Source organism: Nostoc sp. C117, from assembly GCF_043099735.1.
Lineage (GTDB): Bacteria > Cyanobacteriota > Cyanobacteriia > Cyanobacteriales > Nostocaceae > Nostoc.
This window is the reverse complement of sequence record NZ_CP170991.1, coordinates 1,173,433-1,198,891: the sequence shown is the minus strand read 5'-3', so window position 1 is coordinate 1,198,891 and position 25,459 is coordinate 1,173,433. Positions and strand designations below refer to the sequence as shown.

Below are 25,459 nucleotides of genomic sequence, written 5' to 3'. Positions count from 1 at the left end.
CAGTTTATTATCTATAATGTTAATCTAAAAAATTGCCAGATATGAGTTAGCAAACTAGTCTGGAAAGTACTTTTAGTCTGTTTAGGGGACTGGATCTATGATTAAGCTTGGTTTACTAGTACAGTCCCAGAATAACTCTTTGGGTATAGGAAAAGTTACAGAAATATCTCAGACCAATGCAAACGTTGAGTATTTCTGCTCAATAGGGCAACGTCTGCAAAAAACTTTACCTTTAAGTTCGCTATCTCAAGTTAAGCTTGAACCCCAAGCGCGATGCTATATCAGGTTAGAAACCCAGGATAAATGGATAATTGGCAGAATTTTCATCTGGGACGAAGAAACAGAAAAGTATCAAATTGATTTACCAGACAAGAAAACGGCAATTGTTACTGAAGAAGAAATTTACGTCCGTTGTAATTTACCGAACACAGACCCGATTGAAACTCTGGCAATGAAGGGTCATGAAACACCTTACTTTCATGATAAAAGACTGGGTTTTGTCAAATCTTTGATTCAGCAACGCGCTGTGAGTCGGGGAATGACAGGACTGATTTCGGCAAATATCGATCTTTATCCTCACCAAGTTGAAGTTGTCCGGCGGGTACTGGAAGATCCAATTCAACGCTATATATTAGCAGACGAGGTGGGACTAGGAAAAACCATCGAAGCGGGTGCAATTCTCCGTCAATTCCTCCTCGATGAACCGAAAAAAGGTTCGATAGTCATAGTTCCCAAATATTTACTGCAACAATGGCGCACTGAGTTAGAAAATAAGTTTTATATTTCTCATTTTCCGAAACGGGTGGTGGTGCTAGCGGTTGAAGATGTTCATAAAATCAACCTGAAGGCTAGGATAGGCTGTTTAATATTAGATGAAGCTCATCACATCGCCGCAATGGCGACATCTAAAGATGCAGCAGTGCAGGAGCGTTTTGAGATTTGTAAACAGCTTGCCCATAAAAGCGATCGCTTACTTTTATTATCCGCTACTCCTGTTGTTAATCACGAGCAAGATTTTTTGGCAATGTTGCACTTGCTCGACCCAACAACCTATAAACTGAATGATTTAGCAGGTTTTCGTGCCAAAGTTGCCAGTCGTCAGCAAATAGGGAAAGTTCTTCTGGCTTTTAGAGAAGATGCAAAGCCGGCTGTCCTCAAAAATCATTTGCAGGAATTACGAAACCTCTTTACTGAGGATCGGTATTTACTGAAGTTGGCAGACAATTTAGAAAATTGTTTACAAGGAGATTCTCCTCAGAAAAATCAAATCGTCCAAGCAATTCGCACCCACATTAGCGATACCTATCGACTACATCGGCGAATGCTTCGCAACCGTCGTGCTGCGGTGGAAGATGTGATCTTCGATCGCAATTTTACACCTAAAGAAGAATATGATTTAGATGAGCGATCGCTTGATATTCATGAACTCATCAATCAATGGCGTACTGTTGCTCCTCAAGAAAAGCAATATCAATCAATTTTTCTGTTATTATTCCTTGCTTCTGGGACCTGGTTGGGCATTTTAGAACAGGTAATTACAGCCCGTTTAACTGGTAAACCCCATGCTAAACTCATCCAGGAGTTTACAGAAAATGATATTCGCATCTTAACTACAACTCCCAAATTTTCCGGGGAAGAAGAGATTTTACAATCCTTACAAAAAGTTATTCGTCAGCCTGTAGAAGACGGAGAACGCAAGGAAAATCTGAGGACAGTGTTACTGAATCAGCTAGGTATCTACTTCAAAATTCCGCCAAACGTCCGGAGAAATAAAAACGAATTTATCACCAGGATACAACAGAGAATTCGCAGACCAATTGCCGACGATATTTTTCCCAAATTTATTATATTTACCAGTTTTGCCCAGACTTGTGCAGAAATTGTCCGGTATTTATCTGATACCTTTGGTACAGAGGCAGTAGTCAGCCATCAATTTGGAGAATCACCAGAAAAAGTTGAAGAAGGCTTAAATAGATTCAAAAATAAGCCAAACTGCTTTATTCTAGTATGCGATCGCTCTGGAGAAGAAGGACGTAATCTTCAGTTTGCTGACTGGTTAATTCATTTCGATCTTCCTTGGTCACCCAATCAATTAGAACAGAGAATTGGCAGACTTGACCGCATTGGCAGCAAAATTGGCGTACAATCCTGTGCTTTAATTGGCCCTTATTTGGAAGATAGCCCCCATAATGCTTGGTACAAAGTTTTGAAAGATGGGTTTGGGATTTTTCAACAATCAATTGCCAGTTTACAGTTTTATGTCGATGACAAACTTGCAGAATTAGAAGCAATTTTATTCCAATCAAGTGCTGCTGGACTGTTGGAGAAGATTTCGCCAATTCAAGAGCAAGTTGAAGCCGAGATAGCCAAAATTAGCGAACAAAATGCCTTAGATGAAATTGACTCTAGCGATGAAAATGCAACCCAGTATTTTCAAGATTTAGATAATTATGATGCTTGCCATTTAGAAATTAAGCGAGCCATTGAAGGCTGGATTTGTGACGCACTGGGATTCAAGATTGTTAATAACCCAGATTCATCAGAAATGCGCCGTTATCAACCGACGATGCGTACATTGGTTCCTATAAATGAATTAAAAACCCGGTTTGCTGACAGTTATTTAGACCGATTTGGTACTTATAACCGCAGGATAGCAAATCAAAATTCTGGGATTAAAATCTTTCGAGTTGGCGAAGGATTTGTAGAATCACTCTTGAACTATATAGACTGGGATGACCGAGGTCAAGCCTTTGCTATGTGGCGTACTGATGCATCTTGGAATGATAAAGATGGGAAGGAGTGGTTCGGTTTCCAATGTAATTATATAGTGGAGACAAATTTAAAAGTTGCCAAACAAGTTTTAATCGATCGCAAACTCGATAATGCTCAATTCAAAATCTTGCAGCGGCGTGTTGATGCTTTATTTCCACCAATTATAGAAACTATCTATATTGATGGTTGTAATGAGCCAATATCTGTTGTTGAAGATAAAGCCCTGTTGAATATCTTACAACGTCCATATAAAGATAAAAACAATAATCAAGGACGAGATTATAATCTAGCAAAAGAGCGCTTAGGAATTATTGATGATTTTGTTGAGCCTAGCAAATGGCAAAATTTTTGCTATGAAGTACGTAACGCTTCTTTAGAATTATTATCGAATCGTCCCGATTTTATTGAGTTGTGCGAAAAATCTGCTAAGGTTGCCGAGAAGAAATTAGACAATAGATTAGAACAATTGCGCTTACGTCTAAATCAGCAAAGTTGGGATCAAGCACTAGCTGAAGAACTGAAGATAGAAACTGCTTTAAGTGCAGCTATTTTAGAGGGAATTCGTCAGCCACTCCTCAAGCTTGATTCTGTTGGCTTTATTATTGTATCTCGGCGATCGCTTGTGCAATTTGAGTGATATTGCATTAAGCCAAGAGACGCGATGAATCGCCGTCTCTACAAGTGTTTTGGTCTTATTCCAACTGTATTGCCTAATAGGGAGTTAATGAAATTTCAACTGTAACTTTGTTGATCCCCAGCGTAGGTCATAATTCATCGAGTTTCAATCCCTAATAAAGCGATCGCTCAACCATATTTCTGTGACAGATGAACGCTACAATCTATCAGAAAAGCAAAAAAATAGTTAAGCCCTCATGATGGCTGATTTGACATCTACAGCTACACCTGACTTTGTAACCGTCCTATCACAAGCTGCGGCTGCGTATCGAGGACAAAAAGACACACGCCCTAGTCCGGAAATATTAGTTAATGCGTTATTACAAGCAGAAAAAGCTGCCAAGCAACAACGGCTGACTTATCCCTTTGAGTCTCTTCTGGGAAGATGGCGACTTTGCTTTGCTACTGGTACAAAAAAAGTTAGAAAACGAGGAGGAATTATATTAGGAAAGGGTTTGTATGTGCCCAAATTTGTACCAATTCATATTTCTTATAATGCCAATTTAGAACACGATTCAGCTAAAGGCGAAATTGCTAATCAAGTTGAATTAGCCCCTGTATTATTAAATCTTACTGGACCAGTACAATACATCGGGAAGAAAAATTTATTGGCATTTGACTTTAACCAAATAGTTATCAGTTTGTTTGGTCGTATTGTGTACAATAGGCCAATTCGCTCACCGAAAATTCAAACAGAAGATTTCTATAACCAGTCGATCGCTAAACTACCCTTTTTTGCCTTCTTTTTGGTAACAGAAGATTTCATTGCGGCTCGTGGCCGTGGCGGAGGACTAGCACTTTGGATTCGAGAAACTTAAATAATCTGTGAATGAGACTGACTCAAAATTTCCAAAAGCGATCGCTCCATAACTTCACTGACAAATTTATTGCCTTGCAAGTTAAGGTGAATATGGTCGTGAAACAAACCTCTAGGCTCAGTATTTGAATTAAATATTGGTAAAAAATCAATATAGTTAATTTGCTCCGCTTTCGTAAAGTCACTCAAACGCTGACGTGCTTTAATTTCATAATCGCGGGGGCCAGGTTCGCCAATTTCTCGTAGTAACGGAGTCATCACTAGCAAAAATTGGCTGTTGCTTTGGCGAGTTAGCGCTTGAATTTTACCGATCGCCTCCAGATTAATCCCCACGCGATCGCCTGGTTCATTTTGCACTGCTTTCAATTCCGGAATTGGCTTTTGCTTGACGATATAACGCTGCCACACTTCCTCTAATGCTAAGGCTGGTTTACTATCTGGATAATTGCGATCGCGTCCCACTGGTAAAGAAGTCGGAGCAGTAGCAAACAAATCATCGGTATTAATTAGTAATACTGTTACCTGGGCGTTAAAATCGCTAAACTTCTCTAAATAAGCTAATTCATTTCTGGGTCCCCAAGAGTTGGCTGAAGCATTTAGCACTTGGGCTTGCTGATAATTACGGTTAGTCAATGATGCCAGAGAATGCATCATCAAACTGGATATTGTCTTATCTTGATCTGTCCACCAACCACCATTCGCAATCGAATCACCTAACAATAAGACTCGCAGCGTTGAAGAAGGCCGCGTCTGAGTTATTGGACTACCTCTCATAGAATACTCATTAATTTCAATGCGATTACCAAAGCGTCGGGTACGCTGGTTAGGAGCCAATAAATAACCAATTTGGTCATCACCAACATAAATCAGGGGATTACCAAAGCCAAAGAGCGATCGCAATCCTACTTCCAACACCAAAAATAATCCCACAACCACCACCACAATTAATAACAGCAATACTTTCATCATTTGTCCTTTGTCAAAAACTAATGCCCGATGCCCAATGCCCAATTTACAATTCCCATTTTGTATAAATAAAACTCATTCCTTTGGAAAAAACAGTAATTGTGGTGATTGAAAAATTGCCAAGCTTAAACAAAATAATATTAGGGATTTAACGTTATCCATAAAAAGAAGGACTACAATCAAGACGGACAACTGTTTCATGCCCTAACAGAGGAGGATTACAAAACTGTGTCCGACTTAAATCGAGGAATTATGAAATTTGAGGGTGCAGATTCCCCAAAAGTAGTCACTATCTCTACCGTGTTGCTTCTGGGATCGATCGCTGCTCTCATCATCTGGGCGCTACAAGCCGCCTATGCGCTAAACTAAAACCATTAGTAGTCTAGAAGGACACTTGTCTTAAACGGTTTCCGTGTTAGCCAAGTGTCCCTCAAGCAACTAGTAAATAAAAGCGCCCTAATAACCATCAAAATTTCAGAAAAATTTTAGAGTTGAGATTTGAGATTTTAGATGGCAAATTTAAATCTAAAATCCAAAATCCATAATGTTTGAACTTTGGGGTGTCTTAGTTATCTTAATCGCCTGCCCCCTCTTGGGCGGATTACCCCTGATTGCATGGATAACTTACGCGCTTAAACGCAAGCAGTTATCACAAGTTGGTACAGGGAATATTAGTGTATCAGCTGCTTTTTACCACGGCGGTACACTGGTAGGAATTCTGGCAGTTTTGTCAGAAGCTTTTAAAGGAGTTGCAGCAGTCTTACTCTGCCGTGTTTTCTTCCCAGATGGATCTTCTTGGGAATTAATTGCCCTGATTGCTTTGGTCATCGGTAGATACTGGATAGGCAGAGGGGCAGGTACGACAAATGTCGTCTGGGGATTTGTCGTACACGATCCACTGGTGGCAATACTTGTGTCTTTCTTTGCAGGTATTAGCTTTTTAATTCTGCACTCCAGACAGGTAGTAAAATTTGGGGTTTTAGTTCTCTTTCCTCTGTTTGTTGCACTTCTGCACCTCAGCGATATCCCTAGAATGGTTGCTGCTGTGGCTTTAGCTAGTTTAATGGGCTGGATTTACAAAAAAATTCCTGATGACATGAACTTATCAGCCCAAGAAGCACAAACAGAATCGCAAGCGATGTTGGAGTTTTTACGTGGCGATCGCGCGATGGTTTCCTTAGACGAAGAGTTAGATGCTAGCATCGTCGGCGAAAAGGCAGCTACATTATCTCAAATTAAGCGCTGGGGTTACCCAGTGCCCAAGGGATGGGTACTTGCGCCAATCGACGATCCAGAACTGTTGACCGAATTTCTCCAACCATCAGAATTATCTCCGTTGGTGGTGCGTTCTTCTGCCATTGGCGAAGACTCAGAACACGCTTCGGCGGCTGGACAGTATCAAACAGTTTTAAATGTTACCAGCCCTCAGGCATTACAAGAAGCGATCGCCCAAGTTCAAGCTTCTTATAATCATCCATCTGCTGTGCAATATCGACGCGATCGCGGTTTAAATGACACAGCAATGGGTGTACTGATTCAACAACAAGTCCAAAGTGTATATTCTGGTGTTGCTTTCAGCCGCGATCCCATCGCCCAGCAAGGTGATGCCATCATCATTGAAGCCCTTCCAGGCAGTGCTACACAAGTCGTTTCGGGAAAAGTCACACCAGAACAATATCGCGCTTTTGTTCTTGAGACAGAAAACTCTTCTTCTGTGCAATTGGAGGGTGAAGGAAGAGTACCACAAGCATTAATCAAGCAAGTTGCATACTTGGTTTACCGACTAGAAAAACGTTACAACGGCACTCCTCAAGATATGGAGTGGAGTTACGACGGTCAAACACTGTGGGTATTGCAATCTCGACCAATCACTACTTTACTACCCATCTGGACACGCAAAATCGCCGCCGAAGTGATTCCTGGAGTAATTCACCCCTTAACATGGTCGATCAATCGTCCCTTAACTTGTGGAGTTTGGGGAGAAATTTTTACTTTAGTTTTGGGCGATGCTGCTGTCGGGTTAGATTTTAGCCAAACAGCAACTCTGCATTATTCCAGAGCTTACTTTAACGCATCCCTCTTAGGAGATATTTTTATCCGCATGGGACTGCCGCCAGAAAGTCTGGAGTTTTTAATCAGAGGAGCTAAACTGAGTAAGCCGTCTTGGAAGTCAACTTGGGAAAATTTACCAGGATTAGGGAGGTTGCTGAAGCGGGAATTAAATTTAGAAAAAGACTTCAAACGAGATTATCACAAACGCTTCATTCCTGGGTTATCGCAATTGGCGCAGGAAGATATAGATAATTTGGAGCCACCCAAGTTATTGGCAAGAATTGACACGATCTTGGAATTGATCCATCAAGGAACGTATTACAGTATTTTAGCTCCCTTGAGTGCTGCCTTGAGACAGGCGATTTTTCGGGTAAAGGATAAGCAAATCGATCATAGCGTTACCCCAGAAGTAGCAGCATTGCGATCGCTCAGTGCAATCGCCGCAGATGCCAAGCAGATATTATCTAAATTTGAGCCAAGACAGATATTTGAGGAGTTAAAGCAAACCCCCGAAGGCAAGAAAATCCTGCAAGATTTTGACGAGTTGCTTCAAGATTACGGCTATTTGAGTCAAGTGGGAACTGATATTTCCGTTCCTACTTGGCGGGAGAATCCTCAGATGATCCAGCAGATGTTTGTCCAGTTAATTCAGGGGAACGAACTGCAACCAAGTGCGAAAGACACGAACAATAGCATCTTTTCTGATACAGGCAAACGTGGTTTTGTTCAACGGCGGGTAGATATTAAAGGACGAGTCACCGAAGTTTATTCACGACTTTTGGCTGAACTGCGTTGGAGTTTTGTCGCTTTAGAGAAGATTTGGTTAAAGTCTGGTTTACTGAGGAAAACAGGCGATATCTTTTTTCTAGACTTTGATGAAGTCCGGCGTCTAGTTGCGGGAACAGATTCCAACTTAATCGAAGAGTTGGTTGAGTTATTGGAATTTAGGCGATCGCAATTTCTCCAAGATAGCGAGATTACTCAAGTACCCTTTGTCGTCTACGGCAATACACCCCCTCACCCCTTAGCGCCTTCTTTGCTGTACTCTGACCAAATTTTACAAGGCATTGGAGCCAGCCACGGGCAAGCCGAAGGCAGAGTGAAAGTGTTGCGAAACTTAGAAGATGTACCAGACATTGACCGAGATACAATTTTAGTAGTACCTTACACAGATTCCGGCTGGGCACCTTTGTTATTAAGAGCTGGCGGATTGATTGCCGAAGCTGGTGGAAGGCTTTCCCACGGGGCGATCGTTGCCCGTGAATACGGAATTCCTGCCGTCATGGATGTTCGCGGTGCCACATGGCTATTGCAAGATGGTCAACGAGTACGGATTGATGGAACTAGGGGTATTGTGGAATTATCTAACGATTTGAGACCCGAATGATTACCACTTCCCTCAACAACCTACCAGAAGAGTCAGTTTCTCACAATCCCGAAATCAAGAAAAAGGTGATGTTACGCCTCGGCGATTTACCTCACCTGACTAACTTTTCTCAAGCACGTTTTGCTCCCGGACAAACTGCACCAGCACACGCCCATCAGGATATGTGTGAAGTATTCTTTGTAGAAGCTGGTTTGGGGATAATTCACATCAATGGTAAAGAATATCCCCTGCTTCCAGGAAACTGCGTGGCGATCGAACCGGGAGAAGTACATGAAGTTGTCAATAGTGGCTCAACGGAACTTGTTCTGACTTACTTTGGTTTGCGAGTGCAAAATCAGCTTGCATTAACTAATTAATAATTCGTGGTTAAGAATTCAATTACAAATTACGAACTTGTAATGAGCAGACTTGTACTGAGTTTCGACTACGCTCAACTACCGCAGAGCCGAAGTAGCCGAAGTATTACGAATTAGGAATTATTCAAGCCCAGCCTATTTAATGAAAATTAGAATTGTGTCGGATTAAATTCATAAATTCCTGGCGAGTCCGCACATCTTCTGCAAAAACACCACGCATTGCACTAGTAACAGTCCAAGAACCTGGTTTCTGCACACCCCGCATCACCATACACATGTGGGTTGCTTCAATTACCACTGCTACTCCTTGGGGTTTGAGTAATCCTTGTAATGCATCAGCAATTTGCACTGTCAGACGTTCTTGTACTTGTAAACGTCGTGCATACATTTCGCAAATACGGGCAATCTTCGATAGTCCTATAACTTTGCCATTAGGAATGTAAGCAACATGGGCACGACCAATAATTGGTAAAATATGGTGTTCGCAGGAACTGAAAATATCAATGTCCCGAACTAAAACCATTTCATTGGCATTTTCTGTAAAGACTGCTCCATTTAGCAGTTCATCCAAAGACTCATGATATCCTTTTGTGAGAAACTGCAAGGCTTTCATCACTCTTTTGGGCGTATCTTTGAGTCCTTCACGGTCTGGATCTTCTCCTAAGCCAATTAGCAAAGTACGTACTGCTTGCATCATTTCGGCTTCTGTTACAGTTTCCTGCTGCTCAGTCGCTAAAGATGACAGCATCTGCTCAGCAGAAGTTAGATCGGGACTAATCGATAGAGTCATTGTGTGAGTTCTGTGGGAATGTTTAATAAATCAGCTACTTGTCAGATGTCTGTTGCCATTGACTCCTGACTCTTTACTAAGAGTAACATAACTTTATATTTCTTAATTATCAAAAATATTTTAGGTATATAGCGATTTTGATTTGAATGAGGTATGTGAGTAGGGACGCACACCTAGCTGTGCGTCTCTAATATGTAGATTGTGTTAACACTAAACGCTCGTGAAATTAGCAGCAGTTAGTGTTGTGGTATTAATTCCAGTCAGTGTTGCCAAAATTTCATCAGTAGCAGTGACGATGATTTTGTGACCGGAGAAACTTAACTGACTAAAGCTCAAACCCCCAGACAATCCAATCAAGTCGGTGGCTTTGCAGAAGTCAGTAATTGTATCAGTACCTTGGGTTGCAGCCAAGACAAATTTATCTTTGCCATTGCCACCAGTAAGGGTATCGTTACCAAAACCACCAGATAACCTATCATTCCCATTACCGCCACAGAGAATATCTTTGCCGTTACCACCAGAAAGAATGTCATTACCATTACTGCCAATGAGGGTATCATTACCACTGCCGCCATTGAGAGAGTCTTTGCCATTGCCACCGTTGAGGTAATCATCCCCAGGGGTGCCGTTGAGGTAGTTGTTGCCGTTACCACCAAGTAGGCGATCGCCTACTTGTACAGTTACCTTAGCAGTACTAGTTAATTCACCGTCGCTAATGGTGTATTCAAAGCTAGCTGCACCACTAAACCCGGTATTTGGGGTAAACACAATGAAGTCATCAGCTGTGTTATTGGGAGTGCCGTTATTTTTCAGTACCGCAGTACCGTTAGTTGCTGCACTGATGCCAGTGATTCTGAGATTGGTGCTATCAACATCTGTATCATTAGCCAGCAAGGTACTTGCTTGGATACTCACAGCAGTATATTTGGCAGTTGTAACAGTATCATTGACTGCAACTGGTGCGTCATTGACTGGCTTCACCTTTAGGTTAAAAGTACCAGAAATGGTGCCGCCATTGCCGTCATTGACAGTGTAGGTGAAGCTGTCAGTGCCGTTGTAGTTGGCGTTGGGGGTGTAGATGAAGTAGTCATCGCTGGCGTTGCTAACAGTGCCATTATTATTGAATCTCAGTGTGCCGTTGGTAGGGTTAGTAAAGTCACTAATGCTTAAAGTATCGCCTTCAACGTCCGAATATCTGCTGAGGATGCTGCTAGCAAGGATTTTAACGGCAGTATCTTCGCCCGTGGTTGCGCTAGTCGGAAAACCATAGATAACGTAGCTTTTTCCAGGTAGAATATCGGAGCGGGAGTAAGCTGGTGCCCCTATAATCACGTCGTCAAAGCCATCACCGTTAATGTCTCCTGCACCGCTAACGGATTTGCCTAATTCACCACCAGCGAGGCCGTTAATCACGATGCCATTGCTACCATCCAAAGACGAGAGGTTGAGACTGGCTCCGAAGCCACTACTCTTGCCAAACAACACATAGCTGCCGATAGTAAGTAAGCTGTCTCTGAAATCAGAAGGAATGGTAGACAATGCCCGGATAATTACGTCATCAATGCCGTCACCGTTGAAGTCTCCTGCACTGCTAACAGAGTAGGCTGGTATTTCAGCAGTAATCATGCCATTGATCGCAAAGCCGTTGCTACCGTTAAGGTCGGAGAGGTTGAGACTGGCTCCAAAGCCACCGCTCTGACCAAACACCACGTAGCTTTGCCCAACTATATTCACTTCGTTGGTGGGGTAAGCAACTTGTGCCGCAAGGTTCCGTGTCCCAATAATCAAGTCGTCAATGCCATCGCCGTTGATGTCCCCCCCACTGCTGACAGACCAGCCTGATTGGTCCTCTGCATTAATACCATTGATTACAAAGCCGTTGCTGCCGTTCAAAGACGAGGGGTTCAAGACCGATGCAAAGCTACCGTTGTGACCAAACACCACGTAGCTTTGCCCAGCACTTTCCTTGCCGTCGGGGTCAGCACCGTCTGCCCCAATAATTAGGTCGTCGAAGCCATCACCATTAATGTCTCCGGCACTGCTGACAGAGTAACCTAAGCGGTCACCTGCATTAATGCCGTTAATCACAAAGCCGTTGCTGCCGTTGAGGGTAGAGAGGTTGAGCCTGGCTGCAAAGCCAGTGCTGCTACCAAACACCACGTAGCTTTGCCCAGCATTAGAGTTGCTGTTGGAGTTACCAAATAATGACTTCCCGATAATCAGATCATCGAAGCCGTCGCCGTTGATGTCCCCCGCACTGCTGACAGACCAGCCTGATTCGTCACCTGCATCAATGCCGTTGATTACAAAGCCGTTGCTACCGTTGAGGGTGGAGACGTTGAGGCTAGACGCAAAGGCACTAGTGCTACCAAACACCACGTAACTTTCCCCAGCATATTCTTTGCTGTTAGGGGAGGCAAAGGATGCCCCAATAATCAGGTCATCTACCTCGTCACCGTTGATGTCTCCGGCACTGCTAACGGAGATACCGAAAATCTTAACTGAATCAATGCCGTTGATTGCAAAGCCGTTGCTGCCGTCTAGGGATGAGAGATCGAGACTGGCTGCAAAACCACTGCTGTTGCCAAACACCACGTAGCTAGAAGTACTTGACGCAATAATTACGTCGTCGAAGCCATCACCATTGATGTCTCCGGCATCGCTTACAGAGGTACCTGCATAGTCACCTTCAATACCTTTGAGCACGAAACCATTACTGCCGTTGAGGTCAGATAGGTTTATACCAGAAATCAAGCTGGGTGCGTCATTCACTCCATTTATGGTCAGATTGACGCTAGTTGTACTAATCAAGCTACCATCACTGATACTGTATGTGAAGCTGTCGTTGCCGATTTCACCTGCACCTAAACTTTCAAATTTACCATTGGGGTCGTAGGTGAAGGTGTCATCAGGATTAAGAGTGAGTAAAGCACCAGAACTCAGTTGAATAGGCCTGCCAACACTAATTCCACGATCGTTGACACTTGTTATCGTTAAGAGGTTACTGTCTGGGTCGGTGTCGTTGGCTAAGATCGCAATGTTAACAGTGGTGTTTTCGTTGGTGGTAGCCGTATCGGCAACTGCCACTGGAGGTTGATTAGCCACCTTATTAGTCGCAAAGCCAAAGATGACGTAGCTTTGTCCGGCAGATGACTGTCCGTTAGCACTTGCACCATATGCCCCAATAATCAGGTCGTCGAAGCCATCGCCATTGATGTCTCCAGCACTGCTAACCGATCTGCCTGACTTGTCATATGTATTGATACCATTGATTGTAAAGCCGTTGCTGCCGTTGAGGTCTGAGAGATTAAGACCAGATCCAAAGCCACTGCTACTACCAAACACTAGATAGCTCTGACCAGCAGATTTCTGGCTGTTAGGGTTAGCACCGTATGCCCCGATAATCAGGTCATCGATGCCGTCACCGTTAAAATCTCCTGCATTGCTGACGGAGATGCCTGAGTGGTCTCTTGCATCAATACCTTTGATAACAAAGCCGTTACTGCCGTTGAGGTTGGAGAGGTTAAGGCTGGCCGTAAAGCCACTGCTGCTGCCAAATACGACGTAGCTTTCCCCAGTAGAGTACCCGTTGCTGGTGTAAGCATGGTATGCTCCAATAATCAGGTCATCGATACCGTCACCATTAATGTCTCCAGCACTGCTGACGGATATGCCTGAAGCATCACCTGTATCGCCGTTGAGCACAAAGCCGTTGCTGCCATTTAGGTCAGAGAGGTTAAAGATCGAACCAAAGCCACTGCTTTTGCCAAACACTACATAACTCTTCCCAGCTCGATCCAGTCCGGCATTAGGTGACCCAATAATCAGGTCGTCGATACCGTCACCGTTGATGTCTCCAGCACTGCTAACGGATTTACCTGACTGGTCAGCTACATCAATACCTCTGAGTACAAAGCCGTTAGTCCCATTCAGGTCAGATAGGTTAAGAACCGAACCAGAGCCGTTGCTCTTGCCAAACACTACGTAGCTCTCGCCGTTCATGTACGCACGGTATGCCCCAATAATCAGGTCATTGATGCCGTCACCGTTAATATCGCCGGCACTGCTGACCGAGCAGCCTGAATAATCATTGGTATCGATGCCGTTAAGCACGAAGCCGTTGCTGCCGTCCAAGGATGAGAGGTTGAAGGACGATGCAAAGCCACTGCTGTTGCCAAAAACTACATAGCTCTTCCCAGCTACATCCATTCCGTTGGGGGAGGCTTGAGGGTCCCCAATAATCAGGTCGTCAATGCCGTCACCATTGATGTCTCCGGCACTGCTGACAGAGTAGCCCGATCTGTAACCCACAACAATGCCATTGATGGTAAAGCCATTGCTGCCGTCCAGAGATGAGAGGTCGAGGGACGAACCAAAGCCACTGGTGCTGCCAAATACCACGTAGCTTTTCCCACCTCCTCCGTTGGGATAAGCATAACCTACACCGATAATCAAGTCGTCGATGCCGTCACCATTGATGTCTCCAGCATCGCTCACAGATTTGCCTGAAGAATCACCTGAATCAATGCCGTTGATTACAAAGCCGTTGCTGCCGTTGATATCAGATAGGTTGAAAATTGCTGGATTAGATGCCATTTTTATTAGTTCCTGTTAATTTTGAAATTTGAAATTTTGAATTGTTTCTCATCCCACTGTCACTACCCGCCGAATTTCGTCGCTGCGAAACCCGATCGCCATTGGACGACGTACACCTAAAAGCCCCACCACGTCGTATAATTCCAGCACCACCCCTTCTATTCGCAGGGAATGAACAATATCGCCGCTCCTCAGGTCAATCACCAGTAACCCACAGCGAGGTTCGACGTTTTTTTGTTGCAATTTCTCATCTAAAAGCAAGCCGCTGAAAGTCTTGTTATGTCTGGGTTGAGAAATTCCCAGCACTGCAAAGTCGCCATGAAAAGCACAACCACGCAGGTATCCCGGACAAAAAGCTACTGGTTCAAACACTCCTCGTTCTATGTCGGCAAAACCAAACTCTCCCGTACCTGAGTTGAGCAACCAGAGTTTGTTTTGATGCCAGCGGGGGGAGTGGGGCATGGACAATCCCCGCAACAGGATTTCATTGCTCTCAATATCAATGACACAGCCCCCATTTCGCCGATGCTCCCGCCAGCCTTCTGCTACATCTGACTGGCTTACAGCTGTGACGTATTTGGGTTTTCCTGCCTGTATTGCCAATCCATTCAGATGACATCTATCTTCCGCTGCTAGTTTGCTGATAAAGTTTGGTTGCCATAGAGGCACGAAACTGTGGGTTTCGCTAACTGTTCCCAAACAACTAAATAATGTATTGATAAATACTAACTTTTGTGGTATTGAATTTTTTTCTTGACTCAAAGCGATGTCGTGAATATCCAAATCTCCCGTTACATAACTCATCTGAGGCAAATAAAGAGCATCGTAGCCTTGATGGTTTTGTCCCGGTTGGACAATGTTTTCAAATCGCCAGAGTTGGTATAGGGAACTCATGTAGAGGCTGTTTTCATTGGCATACAACCCCATACACCGCTCAAAGGTGCGTTCAAATACAGATAATTTGCCGTTTGGTTGCAAGCCAATGAAGAATAACTTTCCCGCTTGATAGGTAGTAAAGGATAGACTGAGATTTTGCTCAAAAAGCCAAGCTGTGAACTGGCGAGAAGCGTTAATTTCTAAAGATGGTTTATCAATATTGTTGTCACTGGGATTCACTTGGCTTTGACTCCTTAATAACTCTGGTGTTCAATCAGTGAGAATTTCGCCCCAGTGCAGAAACAAATTTTTGGTCAATGCCTTTATGGGCGTAATCCAGGCAATACAGCACCGACAGCTTACTACATCGCTGCCCTTGGTAGTTCATAGCCAGTGATTCCTCATCTTAAAAATCAGAGTATTGTTAAAGTGACTTTGAAAACAAGTGTTGCTTTTGTAATATTAGAACATGGGTATAATCTAAGACTGTAAAATCTTAAACATCTGTCTTGAGATAGATAATTTATTTGATATTGACAAAATGAAAAGTATATGTAGCGACAATTTTGAATTGCTTAGATATTCTTGATTAGCTACAAAAAAAACTGAGACAGGCAAGATGCCTATCCCAGAGTAAAAAAGAAAATTTTTCTAATCAAAAGCCTTGGCTGATGTTTGTGAAAGCTAAGGCAATTTCGTCAGGCTAAACTTCTCATTGTCTAATAATGAGTGCCTGTTTTACGATGGTTGATGGCGGTAACGGCATCAGGCTTGAGTAATTTACCTTCATCCACAGTTGCATACACAACCCAATGGTCGCCACATTCCATGCGTTGGTTGACCGAACATTCCAAATATGCCAAAGCGTCGGTCATAACTGTACAGCCGTTATCTGCAACTGCTGTACTAAAGTTGGCAAATCGATCTTCCCCAGGCGCGAAAGATTTCCGGAAATGCTTCATGTAATCTTGATGATTACCTTCAGGTAGAATATTCAAGGCAAATTTACCACCAGGATACATTAAAGATTCGATCGCTCGATCTTTAGCGATCGCCACAGTCAGTCCAGGTGGATTAAAGGTAGCTTGAGAAACCCAAGCGCCTAACATCCCAGTAGACACTTCTCCTTGTTTGGCTGTAACTACGCATACTGAACCAACAATGCGACCAACAGCTTGTTCCAAAGGAGTCGCGGCTTGCTGAGGTACGCGTACCTTCTTAGCCTTTTTCAACGCTTGAGCAAAGTCTGTACCTAGTTCTTCACAGAACTTGAGAGTGACATCATCAGGTTTAAACTTTACTTTCAGGGTATCAAAGCCGAAGCGATATCCAGCATCCCGGAGTTTACCTTCAATTAAATCGAATGCTTCGCCACTCCAGCCATAAGAACCAAATACCCCAGCCAGTTTGCTGTTGTCACTGCTCGATAAGACAATACCTAAAGCAGTATGAATGGGTGTTGGTGCATGACCGCCGATGGTGGGAGAACCAATGATAAAACCATCTGACTGTTCTAGATTGACGCGAATTTCATCGGGGGTAGCAAATTCGCAATTGATGGATTTGACTGCAACTCCACCTTTAGTTAATCCGAGAGCGATCGCTTGTGCTAAAGTCGCTGTATTCCCGTAAGCTGATGCATAAAGTAAAGCAACAGAAATTTCGCGATCGTTGTGAGAACGGCTCCATTCTCCATAAGCTTTAGTCAGTTCAATTAAGCCAGTGCGTACTAAAGGCCCGTTACCGACAGCATACATTCTCACCTGCAAATCTGATATTTTCTCCAAAGCTGCTTGCACGTGAGGAGCTTGGGGAGCCATCAGACAGTTAAAGTAGTAACGCTGGTCTTCTTTCAGCGCCTCTGGATTATCATCAAAGGCTTCATCGCCACAGATATGAGTTGCAAATAACTTATCTGTGTAGAGAATTTGGGTTTGTTGGTCGTAGGTACAAAGTCCTTCTGGCCAACGCGGACTGGGAATAGGGACAAATTTCAAAACATGACTTTTGCCCAAATCCAGAGTTTCTTTCCCCCGCATTACCAACACTTGCAAATCGCGGTCTAGGAAAGCAGCACGCAAATTGTTAGCACCAGGAAGAGAACAAACAAAAGTAACTTGTGGTGCCAGTTCTAAAATTGCTTTGAGAGTTGCAACTCGATTGGGATTAAAATGACCTAAAACCACATAATCCAAACGGCTCAAGTCTAAATTCTGGCGTAATGCCTCTAAATAAATTTCGGTAAAGCTTTCTGGTGGTGGATCGATCAGTGCAGTTTTATCAGCTTCAATTAAATAGCAATTAGAGGTAGTACCTCTTTCAAGTGCATATTCAATTTCAAACCGCAGACGTGACCAACTACGTGCCCTCAAAGCCTTAGTATTTGTAGCAATTGGTAAAACTTGTACGTCGCGTGGCTTGGAATTGATCATAGGTGTTGGTGAATAGGGACTGGGGATTGGGGATTGGGGATTGGGGATTGGGGATTGGGCATTAGGGAAGAGTTGTCCCAGTACCCAGTACCCAATCCCTAGTAGTAATTTCCGACTTTACGATGGCGAACAGCTGTCAATGCATCGGCTTTGGAAACGCGACCTTCTTGGACGGTGCAGTATAAAATCCAGTGATCGCTGCACTCCATACTGCTCTGTACTTCACATTCCATGTATGCTAAAGCGTCAGTCAGAATGGGAGAACCGTTTTTGGCGGTTTGAGTTTTCACTCCGGCAAATCGATCGCCACCGGGATGCAAGCGCTTGAGAAAGTGCTTTTTAAGTTCTTGATAATTGCCTTCTTCCAGGACGTTGAGGACGAAGCGATCGCCTATTTGCATTAAGGAATCAATGGCGCGGTCTTTGGCAACGGCGATGGTGAATCCTAATGGTTGCAAACTCGCTTGGGTTACCCAGGAAGCTAGCATGGCACTGCTGACATCACCTTTTTTGGTGGTGACTATATACAGTCCGCTGCTAATCCGACCCAATGCCTTTTCCATGTTGACATCGAGGGACTTGATTTGCTTGATGTTGCGATCGCGCACCAGCAATTGTCCCAAGTCTTTACCCGCTTCTTCACACAATTGGAATGTGGATGCATTGGGAACTTCTTTAATCCGAATGGCGGGGAAAGCTTCTTTGATACCAGAGTCAATAAATTTTCTCCGGAGTGTATCAATGGGTTCATCATCTCCGCCATAACATTCAAATAGCCCAACTACTTGTTTGTTTTTGGCGACAGCTAGTAGTGAACTGATACCAGCTTGAGCAGCGGCGGCGCTAGTTGGCGGCATCCCAATAACGATGGCAGCTGCTCTACCTGCTAGTTCTTGGATTTCTTGGCTCTCAGCAGTACTCAGATCCAGGACTTCCACCCCAACCCCTGTTTTCAGTATTCCTTCAGCGATGGCGTGACCAAGGCGCTCACCATGCCCATAATCTGAGACAAAAAACAAGCCAACTGTGGTTTCTGCTTTAGCTTGTTTTTGGCTCCAATTTTCGTAGCAGCCGGTTAAAACGTCGAGATGGTGGTATAGTAAAGGGCCGTGACCGTTGGCGATAATATTAATCTTCCCTAAATCGCCCATCCGCTTCATCGCATTCAGCAGGGAACGAGCGTTAGGACCCATCAAGCAGTCGTAGTAAAATCTAAAGTCAGCTTCGATCGCTTCTAAATCTTCATCGAAGGTGCGATCGTCACAGAAGTGCATCCCAAAGGCATCACAGGTGTAGAGAATTTGGGTTTTGCGGTCAAAGCTAAAGATGGTATCCGGCCAGTGTAGGTTAGGCGCACTCACGAATTCCATTTCGTGTCCTTTGCCAATATCTATGCGATCGCCGGTTTTGACAACCCGCTTAGAAAAAGGATCGTGTACCAAGCCTTCCAAAAATTGCAACGCCACTTTTGAGGCTAAAACAGTGGCTCTAGGAGCTAACTGGAGAACATCTTCCACTAAGCCGCTATGGTCTGGCTCTGTGTGACTGACAATTATGTAATCTATGGTTTTGGGGTTAACAAGACCTTTGAGAGTCTCTAAATATAGATGACGAAACTTCTGGTGAGAAGTATCAATCAAAACTGTCTGTTCGCCCCTAATTAGATATGAATTGTAGGTTGTACCATTTTGCAGTCCGAATTCGATATCGAAGCGATCGCGATCCCAATCAAGAGAGCGAATCGCCGTTGTATTCGGGGCAATTTCTACAGTTTGTATAGTTAGCCGATGTTGAACGTTTTCTGCGATCGCTACCATTATCCGTCTCCGAGCGCAAATTATCAGTTTTTTCTTCTGCCCCCATTGTCTCTATAATTTTTTTTAAAAGTTGTAATCAATAGTAGTTTTTGAAAATTTTAACTTGTATTAATTATTGCTATTTTTCGGCATAATTTTTTACTCAAAAAATATACTAAATATTAATTGATTTATCTACAATTACTGAGTATTTAATTTTGCTATCTCTCCGCCTTTCTTCTAATTTAAAAATATCATGTACATCATATTGTTTCGCTATAAAATATGAAAAAAATTAAGAATTATCCAAAATCAAATACTAATTCTATAGTATCGTTTATTTTTGCTAATTACAGCACTGTTTTTTGCATAAAATACAAAGATAACCATTTTGAGGTATGAGGTAGAATACCCGATTGGTACTGAGTCTGTAAGGGTCAGCAGGAGTTAGAAACCTTTATTCTGATTTTGAACTTGCATTTTGTACCTTACTTACTTGCAAAGTTCTCCAGTTATGAATCCTAAAGAAATACTAGAATTCACAAATCAATTTCTACAGGGTCTTACGGTAGACCTAGCAGAAGGAGATACTTTTCTCTCATATAACTAAGTAAGAAAGGTGAGAAAAGTAAGAAAGGTAAGAAAAGTAAGAAAAGAAATTTACATTTCCCTAATGGATATTAAATATATTTTGTCTAAAATAATAATCTTGCTACTTAAAATGTAAAATTTATGTAAAGTGGAGAAAAGAGATATTTTTTTAGAGCCGATGTAGTTCAACTTATTCAGACCACTTGAATAAAAAAAACTGGGCTTATATATCTTTTTCCGCTCATCCAAGTCTGAACAGGGGAAAAATCATTTTTTAAAGTTTCGATAAATCACCGTATAAATACGAAGATTTAAAGAAGTTTGATGATACAGTTTTTTATTATCAACATTAGACACTAATCAGGACAGCACCAGCAAATTATTGCCCTCATAGCAATAATCCACTACCCTTGGCTATGTAACAAACATACCTATACAGGCAATACTTTTCGGTTAAGGGGGAAAGGGGAAAGGGAAAGGGTTTGTAATTTCACTTTCCCCATTGCCCTTTAACCTTTCCCCAGACCAAAAAAGAGATTATTGGGTTTAACCGAAAAGTATTGACCTATACAGGCTAAGGCTGTCATTTTTGATCTGCTGATTTTTTTACGAAAACTCATTACCAATGATAAATTACAAACTTTAATAGTATTCTCCAGCGAATATTTAACGCCTAGCAGCCATAAGACTAGACTTCACCATCCTTAATACTCGTTAACCAGAGGAGCAATGTATTACTTAGTAAATGCAGAAATACAAGCGTAGTTTAGATATAAAAATGCCAAAAATTTACTGTGTAAAAGGTTATCGTTTATGGGATGTCGATTGAAAATTTTTCTCACTGAAGAACAAAAGTTGACCTTAGAAGAGTTAAGAAAAGCCAAAGATGCTCCTCAACGTACCAAGGATCGTGCCCAAGTTTTACTGTTAAATGCTCGCGGCTTAAAAAATGAGCAAATTGCCAAAGGCTTGAACTGGGCAATTTCAACAGTACGTCAAACCCTTCATCGCTGGGAAAAGATGGGTTTAGCAGGCTTATGGGATGCTCCTGGTCGAGGGGGAAAACCCCGATATTCTGAATCAGATTTAGTTTATCTAGAAAATTGCTTAGCTCAAGAGCCACAGACTTATAATTCTAAAGAACTCGCAGAAAAACTAGCATCTGAACGTCAAATAAATTTGAGTGCAGACCGACTACGACGAGTACTCAAAAAAAGACGAAGAAAGTTTCTAGATGAACCCATACAATCGCAAAAACAGAATCATTGAAGCTGCTTTTAAAAGTTAGTAACACTCACATTAATTTTCATGGTAATACATGTTTGTAGTAATAACTTTAGTCTATGATTTTTTTTCGCACTAAAGTTCTTACTAATGGCGCAACGAAAAAAAGACAAAGTATCAGGTGATGGTGGTTATTGTGATTGTGACTTAAAGGAATTGTTTGCCGCAACGGCAAGCTTTTACTTTAAGTCACAGTCACATTTAAGCACGTGACCACTTTGTATATCAAAAGACACTAACCAGAAATCCTTGAGATGCACCACACTCAACTTCCATTCTTGGGAACAATGTCTAATTTATATGACTTTCAGCCTTAACTGAACCATACGGTATAAAGGATGTAGTGTTAGAGGACGCTAGAATTCCATAATGCTATCAAGACCTCGCTTCAATCCTATAAAGGAACTCACTTGACGAATAGCTAGTAACGTTCCTTTCACATAGGGTTCAGCACTGCTTCCAGCTTCATGGCGAATTATCAGCTTTTCGTCTAAAAGACCAAAGATGACTTCCACTGACAGCGTATAACCAGGCAAACGTAAGGAGTGGACCTGGGTTCCATTGAGTGTTGCACCCCTACTTTCTTTTGATCCTTGAGTTTCTTCTATAGAATTGTACAGAATTGGCTTTTGAACTTGTCCAAGTCGGGAGGCGAGTTCTCGAGCTGTTCCACTTGGTGCATCCACCTTCTTTTCGTTGGCATAATCCAAAATTTCCCAATAGGGAATGTACTTAGCTGCCATCTCGGCAAAACGTTGCAGAAGTACCGCCGTGATTGCGAAATTACCAGCAGCTAAAACTCCTACTTGATACTTTATTGCTTGTTCGTTTATTTGCGCGAAGTCTTCATCTGTAAGTCCTGAAGTACCAATGACTACATGTATGCCGTTTTGGATAGCTTCTAGAACGTTGCTTTTAACTACATTTGGTTTAGTGTAATCAACTAAAACATCGCATTTATTTTTTAAAGCTTCTTTGACAGAACCACTGATGGTTAGATTTAGTGGGGTCTGCATCAGCACCTCATTTAATCTCTTGCCAGCATAGGTTCTTGAGACTCCGCCTACGAGATTCAGGTCTTTCTCAGTAGAGATCGCTGAAACTAAGCATTGTCCCACCCATCCTGTGACACCAGCTAAACAGACGTCTATAGGCATGAGAAGTGCTCCTTGCAATTTTTGAACTTTTATTATCGTATTTAATTTTTGTAGTTGTGTTGCAAAAATTTCAATCGAACCCTTTGGCTGAATTTATTTGATTATAATTAATGTAAATTTAATCCCAACTTACAACTTGACTTGACGGGAGAAAAAAGGTAGTTCCTATTCCAAAAAATGGTTGATGACAACAACTCGCACAAGTTTGCAGGGACTACCGGACGTATTCATCCCGTTTCTACAGGTGTTGAACCCTCGTAAATTCGCAGAGATATTGATACACTCCTAGCTTCAAATGCAAGTTGTCGCACAATTTCCCCGGCAGGTTGGATCTGAGATACCAAGCCTACACTTTGTCCTGTGTATAGCGCCAGTGATTCTAAATTACCCGTCATTGTTGGTAATGGCATGACATCGCTGTAGCGAATAATAGGAGTGCCATCTGCTTTTTCAGCCACAACTTCTCCTTCACCAGGACGTTGGGGAATAGGTGGACAGTCGGCAGATTCCCATTGGATGACTGTGCTATTTCGGATAACACGGTGCGGTGCATCTTTCCAACCAATATTGAACAGGCATGAGTAGAACGTATCGCTTTCAGTAGCTTGTAGCAACTTTTCTTTATAGAGTCGATGTACGGCAGCTTCAACACTTGCTAAAAAGCGGGTTCCTATCCATACACCGGACGCACCAAGCGCCAGGGCAGCGACAATCCCGCGTCCATCTGCAATTCCACCTGCGGCAACAACAGGTGTGGGATGAACGGTATCAACAACTTTTGGGAGTAAGGAAAATGTTGTGACCTGTCCCTGAACGTGTCCTCCGGCTTCCCAACCTTGAGCAACAATGATATCAACACCTGCGGCGATCGCTTGTTTTGCCTCGGCTACACTCGAAACGGTCTGAATAACTATAGCACCAGCAGAATGGGCAATATCTACGTAAGGCGTAGGATCGCCCCAAGAGAAGGAAATAATTTTGACACCTTCTTTTAAGCAAACTTCTAGCCGTTCTAACTGTTGCCATGCCAATACTAAATTGATTCCAAATGGATGGTCGGTGAGTAAATGTGTTTCGCGGATCATCCGTTGAATCTCATCCGTGTGTCGCCAACTCATAGCAAACATACCTAGTCCACCTGCGTTGGAAACCGCAGCAACTAATGCCGGACATGTTGCGCTGCCAATAGGAGCTTGAATGATCGGTAGTTCAATATTGAGAAGGTGACAAAGAGAGGTTTGCATTTGTGCAGTAGAAAGAAGCCGTGTTTCGTATGTCAACTCGTTCACCTTACTACGTTTTCCTGTAATTTTTGCACTTTCTTAAATCCACATGAATTTGCAAGGAAATAATTGAGAGCGCCGTTTTACCTTGATAGATTGAGGTATTTTATATCAGTAAACGTCGATAAGGCTCTAAGCAAGCAAAAGTTCTCTAACCCGATTACACGATCCGAAATTTACTCACTCCAGCACTCACTAAAAAATATGTAAGTGTTACAAGGAGCCACCAAGAGAAAACTGAAACAAGGATCAGGAAAGACATTGTAGCAGCAAAAGCAATTACATACTCACGAATAGATTTAGCTCGTCGAAAATAATGTAAGAGGACTCCACCATACAGAACAATCCAGTTTTGATTCACGAAGAGGATCAATCCTGAAACCGATATCCATCCGAGATCGAGTCCCAATAGTAAAAGCGTCCCAAGGACAGAGTACAAAAATACAGCGTGTCGTGGAACGCCACCCCGATCCAGGGTAGCAAGAGACCGAGACCAAGCACTACCAGGTACGAGGCCAGAGCAAAAGAATTGATGCAGCTGTCGACTACCTCCAAGTAGCCAAGCGTTGACATTGGCAAGTAACACTACCAGCATCACTAAACTTAAAGTCAAACGTAAGGGGTTCCAAGAAATAAGCTTCAGTATCCCTTCTTCACCTGAAAGGTTAAGACCACTTAGAGCTGCACCACTAACAGTGAGGGCTAATGCAAAATAGAGTATAGCAACTGAGCCAAAACTAGCCCAATAAACAAAGGGGATGTTCTTTTCTCGGTCTTCAAGATCCTTTAAACAGAGAGTTAAACTCTCCCAACCTACATAACCGAAGAACACTAAAACAGATGCTTTCAACGACTTTTCCCAGATGACGGAGGCATCCCCGTTGTTAAAAGATTTCCAGGGATTATTTTGAAAAATAGTATCCAGAAATTCTTTCAATCCTACTTCCAGCGCCCCTAAATTTAAGATAATCACAAGAAAAACTATGGAAACCAAAACAAAAAATGAAAGAAAAGCAATATGGGTGCTTCTTCGGATAGGTCTCATATTATTCAAAGAGAGGACTATCAGGATTGAGTGAGCTAAAATCGGAAGCCACTCATTGCCTATACCTATCACTTTTTGAAGGAAGCCCGCTGTGATCCATACAATTGCAGGAATTCCAAAAAGCAGTGCACTCAAAAGTGTGAGGTGAACTCCAAGTTCCGACCACTGACCTAGTGAAGCTTTACAATAGTCACCAATACCACCTAACTGAAAATCACGGATGCCCAGGTCGATAAAAATTAAAATCAGTGGAATTGTCATAGCGGTCATTGAAATCCAGGCCCAAATGGAGCCTATTGGTCCTGCGATTTCAAAGGCTAGTGTGGGAAGAACTAAAATACTTGCTCCTACCACAAAAGACACAGCTAAGGTTGAAGCTTGCCAGCGCCCTATGGTCAAATTCGATGGTTTCGCTTGATTTCTCTTTACATATTCCATCCGAGATTCCTATTGAGAATTTGTTATATTATTTAATTTCTTAGGAATAATCATTCGCGTCTACTTATTTAAATTTAAATAGACTCTAGAAATGAAATACTCTAGAAATTAAATACTGTGTTATCCAAAATTTTTATAGAGACGTA

Annotated in this window: 15 protein-coding genes and 1 pseudogene; 6 read left to right on the top strand and 10 right to left on the bottom strand. The window is 42.6% G+C overall.

Annotation, left to right across the window (positions count from 1 at the left end; all coding sequences use genetic code 11):
* The first annotated feature begins 97 nt into the window (after window positions 1-97).
* Entirely contained in the window at window positions 98-3,409 is a 3,312-nt protein-coding gene (gene dpdE, locus ACFG4S_RS06465) for a protein DpdE (protein WP_392534004.1), read from the top strand.
* A 235-nt stretch (window positions 3,410-3,644) separates the two neighbouring features.
* Window positions 3,645-4,265: a hypothetical protein gene (locus tag ACFG4S_RS06460; protein WP_392534003.1), complete on the top strand. Its 621-nt coding sequence runs from the start codon at window positions 3,645-3,647 to the stop codon at window positions 4,263-4,265.
* On the opposite strand, the gene ACFG4S_RS06455 is transcribed toward ACFG4S_RS06460, so the two are convergent.
* Window positions 4,262-5,230, bottom strand: a complete 969-nt coding sequence (locus tag ACFG4S_RS06455; RefSeq protein ID WP_392535925.1) for an SGNH/GDSL hydrolase family protein — start codon at window positions 5,228-5,230, stop codon at window positions 4,262-4,264. The two genes, ACFG4S_RS06460 and ACFG4S_RS06455, sit on opposite strands and share 4 nt — an antisense overlap.
* Window positions 5,231-5,458: 228 nt before the next feature.
* Here ACFG4S_RS06455 and ACFG4S_RS06450 point away from each other — a divergent pair, with 228 nt between their 5' ends.
* The 3 genes from ACFG4S_RS06450 to ACFG4S_RS06440 all read left to right on the top strand — a co-directional run bounded on the left by ACFG4S_RS06450 (window position 5,459) and on the right by ACFG4S_RS06440 (window position 9,025).
* Window positions 5,459-5,599: a hypothetical protein gene (locus ACFG4S_RS06450; RefSeq protein ID WP_041565237.1), complete on the top strand. Its 141-nt coding sequence runs from the start codon at window positions 5,459-5,461 to the stop codon at window positions 5,597-5,599.
* A gap of 175 nt (window positions 5,600-5,774) precedes the next feature.
* Complete coding sequence (locus tag ACFG4S_RS06445) at window positions 5,775-8,669, top strand: glycerol-3-phosphate acyltransferase (protein ID WP_392534002.1); 2,895 nt, start codon at window positions 5,775-5,777, stop codon at window positions 8,667-8,669.
* Window positions 8,666-9,025: a cupin domain-containing protein gene (locus ACFG4S_RS06440; protein ID WP_392534001.1), complete on the top strand. Its 360-nt coding sequence runs from the start codon at window positions 8,666-8,668 to the stop codon at window positions 9,023-9,025. The genes ACFG4S_RS06445 and ACFG4S_RS06440 overlap by 4 nt, the downstream gene beginning before the upstream one ends.
* Before the next feature lie 139 nt (window positions 9,026-9,164).
* On the opposite strand, the gene folE is transcribed toward ACFG4S_RS06440, so the two are convergent.
* The 6 genes and pseudogenes from folE to ACFG4S_RS06410 all read right to left on the bottom strand — a co-directional run bounded on the left by folE (window position 9,165) and on the right by ACFG4S_RS06410 (window position 19,536).
* Window positions 9,165-9,815 carry a GTP cyclohydrolase I FolE gene (folE, locus tag ACFG4S_RS06435; protein WP_392534000.1) on the bottom strand — a complete coding sequence of 217 codons (651 nt, stop codon included), beginning with the start codon at window positions 9,813-9,815 and terminating at the stop codon, window positions 9,165-9,167.
* 210 nt (window positions 9,816-10,025) lie between these two features.
* On the bottom strand, window positions 10,026-14,126 hold the full coding sequence (locus ACFG4S_RS06430) for a beta strand repeat-containing protein (protein WP_392535924.1): 4,101 nt from the start codon (window positions 14,124-14,126) through the stop codon (window positions 10,026-10,028).
* 129 nt (window positions 14,127-14,255) lie between these two features.
* Window positions 14,256-14,411: pseudogene (locus ACFG4S_RS06425) on the bottom strand (hypothetical protein); the annotation flags it as partial.
* A gap of 48 nt (window positions 14,412-14,459) precedes the next feature.
* On the bottom strand, window positions 14,460-15,527 hold the full coding sequence (locus ACFG4S_RS06420) for a TIGR03032 family protein (RefSeq protein ID WP_392533999.1): 1,068 nt from the start codon (window positions 15,525-15,527) through the stop codon (window positions 14,460-14,462).
* 479 nt (window positions 15,528-16,006) lie between these two features.
* On the bottom strand, window positions 16,007-17,719 hold the full coding sequence (locus ACFG4S_RS06415; protein WP_392533998.1) for a diflavin flavoprotein: 1,713 nt from the start codon (window positions 17,717-17,719) through the stop codon (window positions 16,007-16,009).
* A gap of 98 nt (window positions 17,720-17,817) precedes the next feature.
* Window positions 17,818-19,536, bottom strand: coding sequence for a diflavin flavoprotein (locus ACFG4S_RS06410; RefSeq protein ID WP_392533997.1), 1,719 nt, complete (start codon window positions 19,534-19,536; stop codon window positions 17,818-17,820).
* Window positions 19,537-20,919: 1,383 nt separating this feature from the next.
* Between ACFG4S_RS06410 and ACFG4S_RS06405 the strand changes: the two genes are divergently transcribed.
* On the top strand, window positions 20,920-21,375 hold the full coding sequence (locus ACFG4S_RS06405; RefSeq protein ID WP_392533996.1) for a transposase: 456 nt from the start codon (window positions 20,920-20,922) through the stop codon (window positions 21,373-21,375).
* 371 nt (window positions 21,376-21,746) lie between these two features.
* On the opposite strand, the gene dapB is transcribed toward ACFG4S_RS06405, so the two are convergent.
* The 3 genes from dapB to ACFG4S_RS06390 form a co-directional block, all read right to left on the bottom strand.
* Complete coding sequence (gene dapB / locus ACFG4S_RS06400) at window positions 21,747-22,547, bottom strand: 4-hydroxy-tetrahydrodipicolinate reductase (RefSeq protein WP_392533995.1); 801 nt, start codon at window positions 22,545-22,547, stop codon at window positions 21,747-21,749.
* Between the two features lie 227 nt (window positions 22,548-22,774).
* Entirely contained in the window at window positions 22,775-23,836 is a 1,062-nt protein-coding gene (locus tag ACFG4S_RS06395; protein WP_392533994.1) for an NAD(P)H-dependent flavin oxidoreductase, read from the bottom strand.
* Window positions 23,837-23,990: 154 nt separating this feature from the next.
* Window positions 23,991-25,313: an APC family permease gene (locus ACFG4S_RS06390; RefSeq protein ID WP_392533993.1), complete on the bottom strand. Its 1,323-nt coding sequence runs from the start codon at window positions 25,311-25,313 to the stop codon at window positions 23,991-23,993.
* Window positions 25,314-25,459 lie beyond the last annotated feature (146 nt).

Coding starts and splice junctions, on each gene's coding strand:
- dpdE (WP_392534004.1), top strand. CDS start 98: ATGATTAAGCTTGGTTTACTAGTACAGTCCCAGAATAACTCTTTGGGT.
- ACFG4S_RS06445 (WP_392534002.1), top strand. CDS start 5,775: ATGTTTGAACTTTGGGGTGTCTTAGTTATCTTAATCGCCTGCCCCCTC.
- ACFG4S_RS06415 (WP_392533998.1), bottom strand. CDS start 17,719: ATGATCAATTCCAAGCCACGCGACGTACAAGTTTTACCAATTGCTACA.
- ACFG4S_RS06460 (WP_392534003.1), top strand. CDS start 3,645: ATGATGGCTGATTTGACATCTACAGCTACACCTGACTTTGTAACCGTC.
- dapB (WP_392533995.1), bottom strand. CDS start 22,547: ATGCCTATAGACGTCTGTTTAGCTGGTGTCACAGGATGGGTGGGACAA.
- ACFG4S_RS06440 (WP_392534001.1), top strand. CDS start 8,666: ATGATTACCACTTCCCTCAACAACCTACCAGAAGAGTCAGTTTCTCAC.
- ACFG4S_RS06390 (WP_392533993.1), bottom strand. CDS start 25,313: ATGGAATATGTAAAGAGAAATCAAGCGAAACCATCGAATTTGACCATA.
- folE (WP_392534000.1), bottom strand. CDS start 9,815: ATGACTCTATCGATTAGTCCCGATCTAACTTCTGCTGAGCAGATGCTG.
- ACFG4S_RS06410 (WP_392533997.1), bottom strand. CDS start 19,536: ATGGTAGCGATCGCAGAAAACGTTCAACATCGGCTAACTATACAAACT.
- ACFG4S_RS06455 (WP_392535925.1), bottom strand. CDS start 5,230: ATGAAAGTATTGCTGTTATTAATTGTGGTGGTGGTTGTGGGATTATTT.
- ACFG4S_RS06405 (WP_392533996.1), top strand. CDS start 20,920: ATGGGATGTCGATTGAAAATTTTTCTCACTGAAGAACAAAAGTTGACC.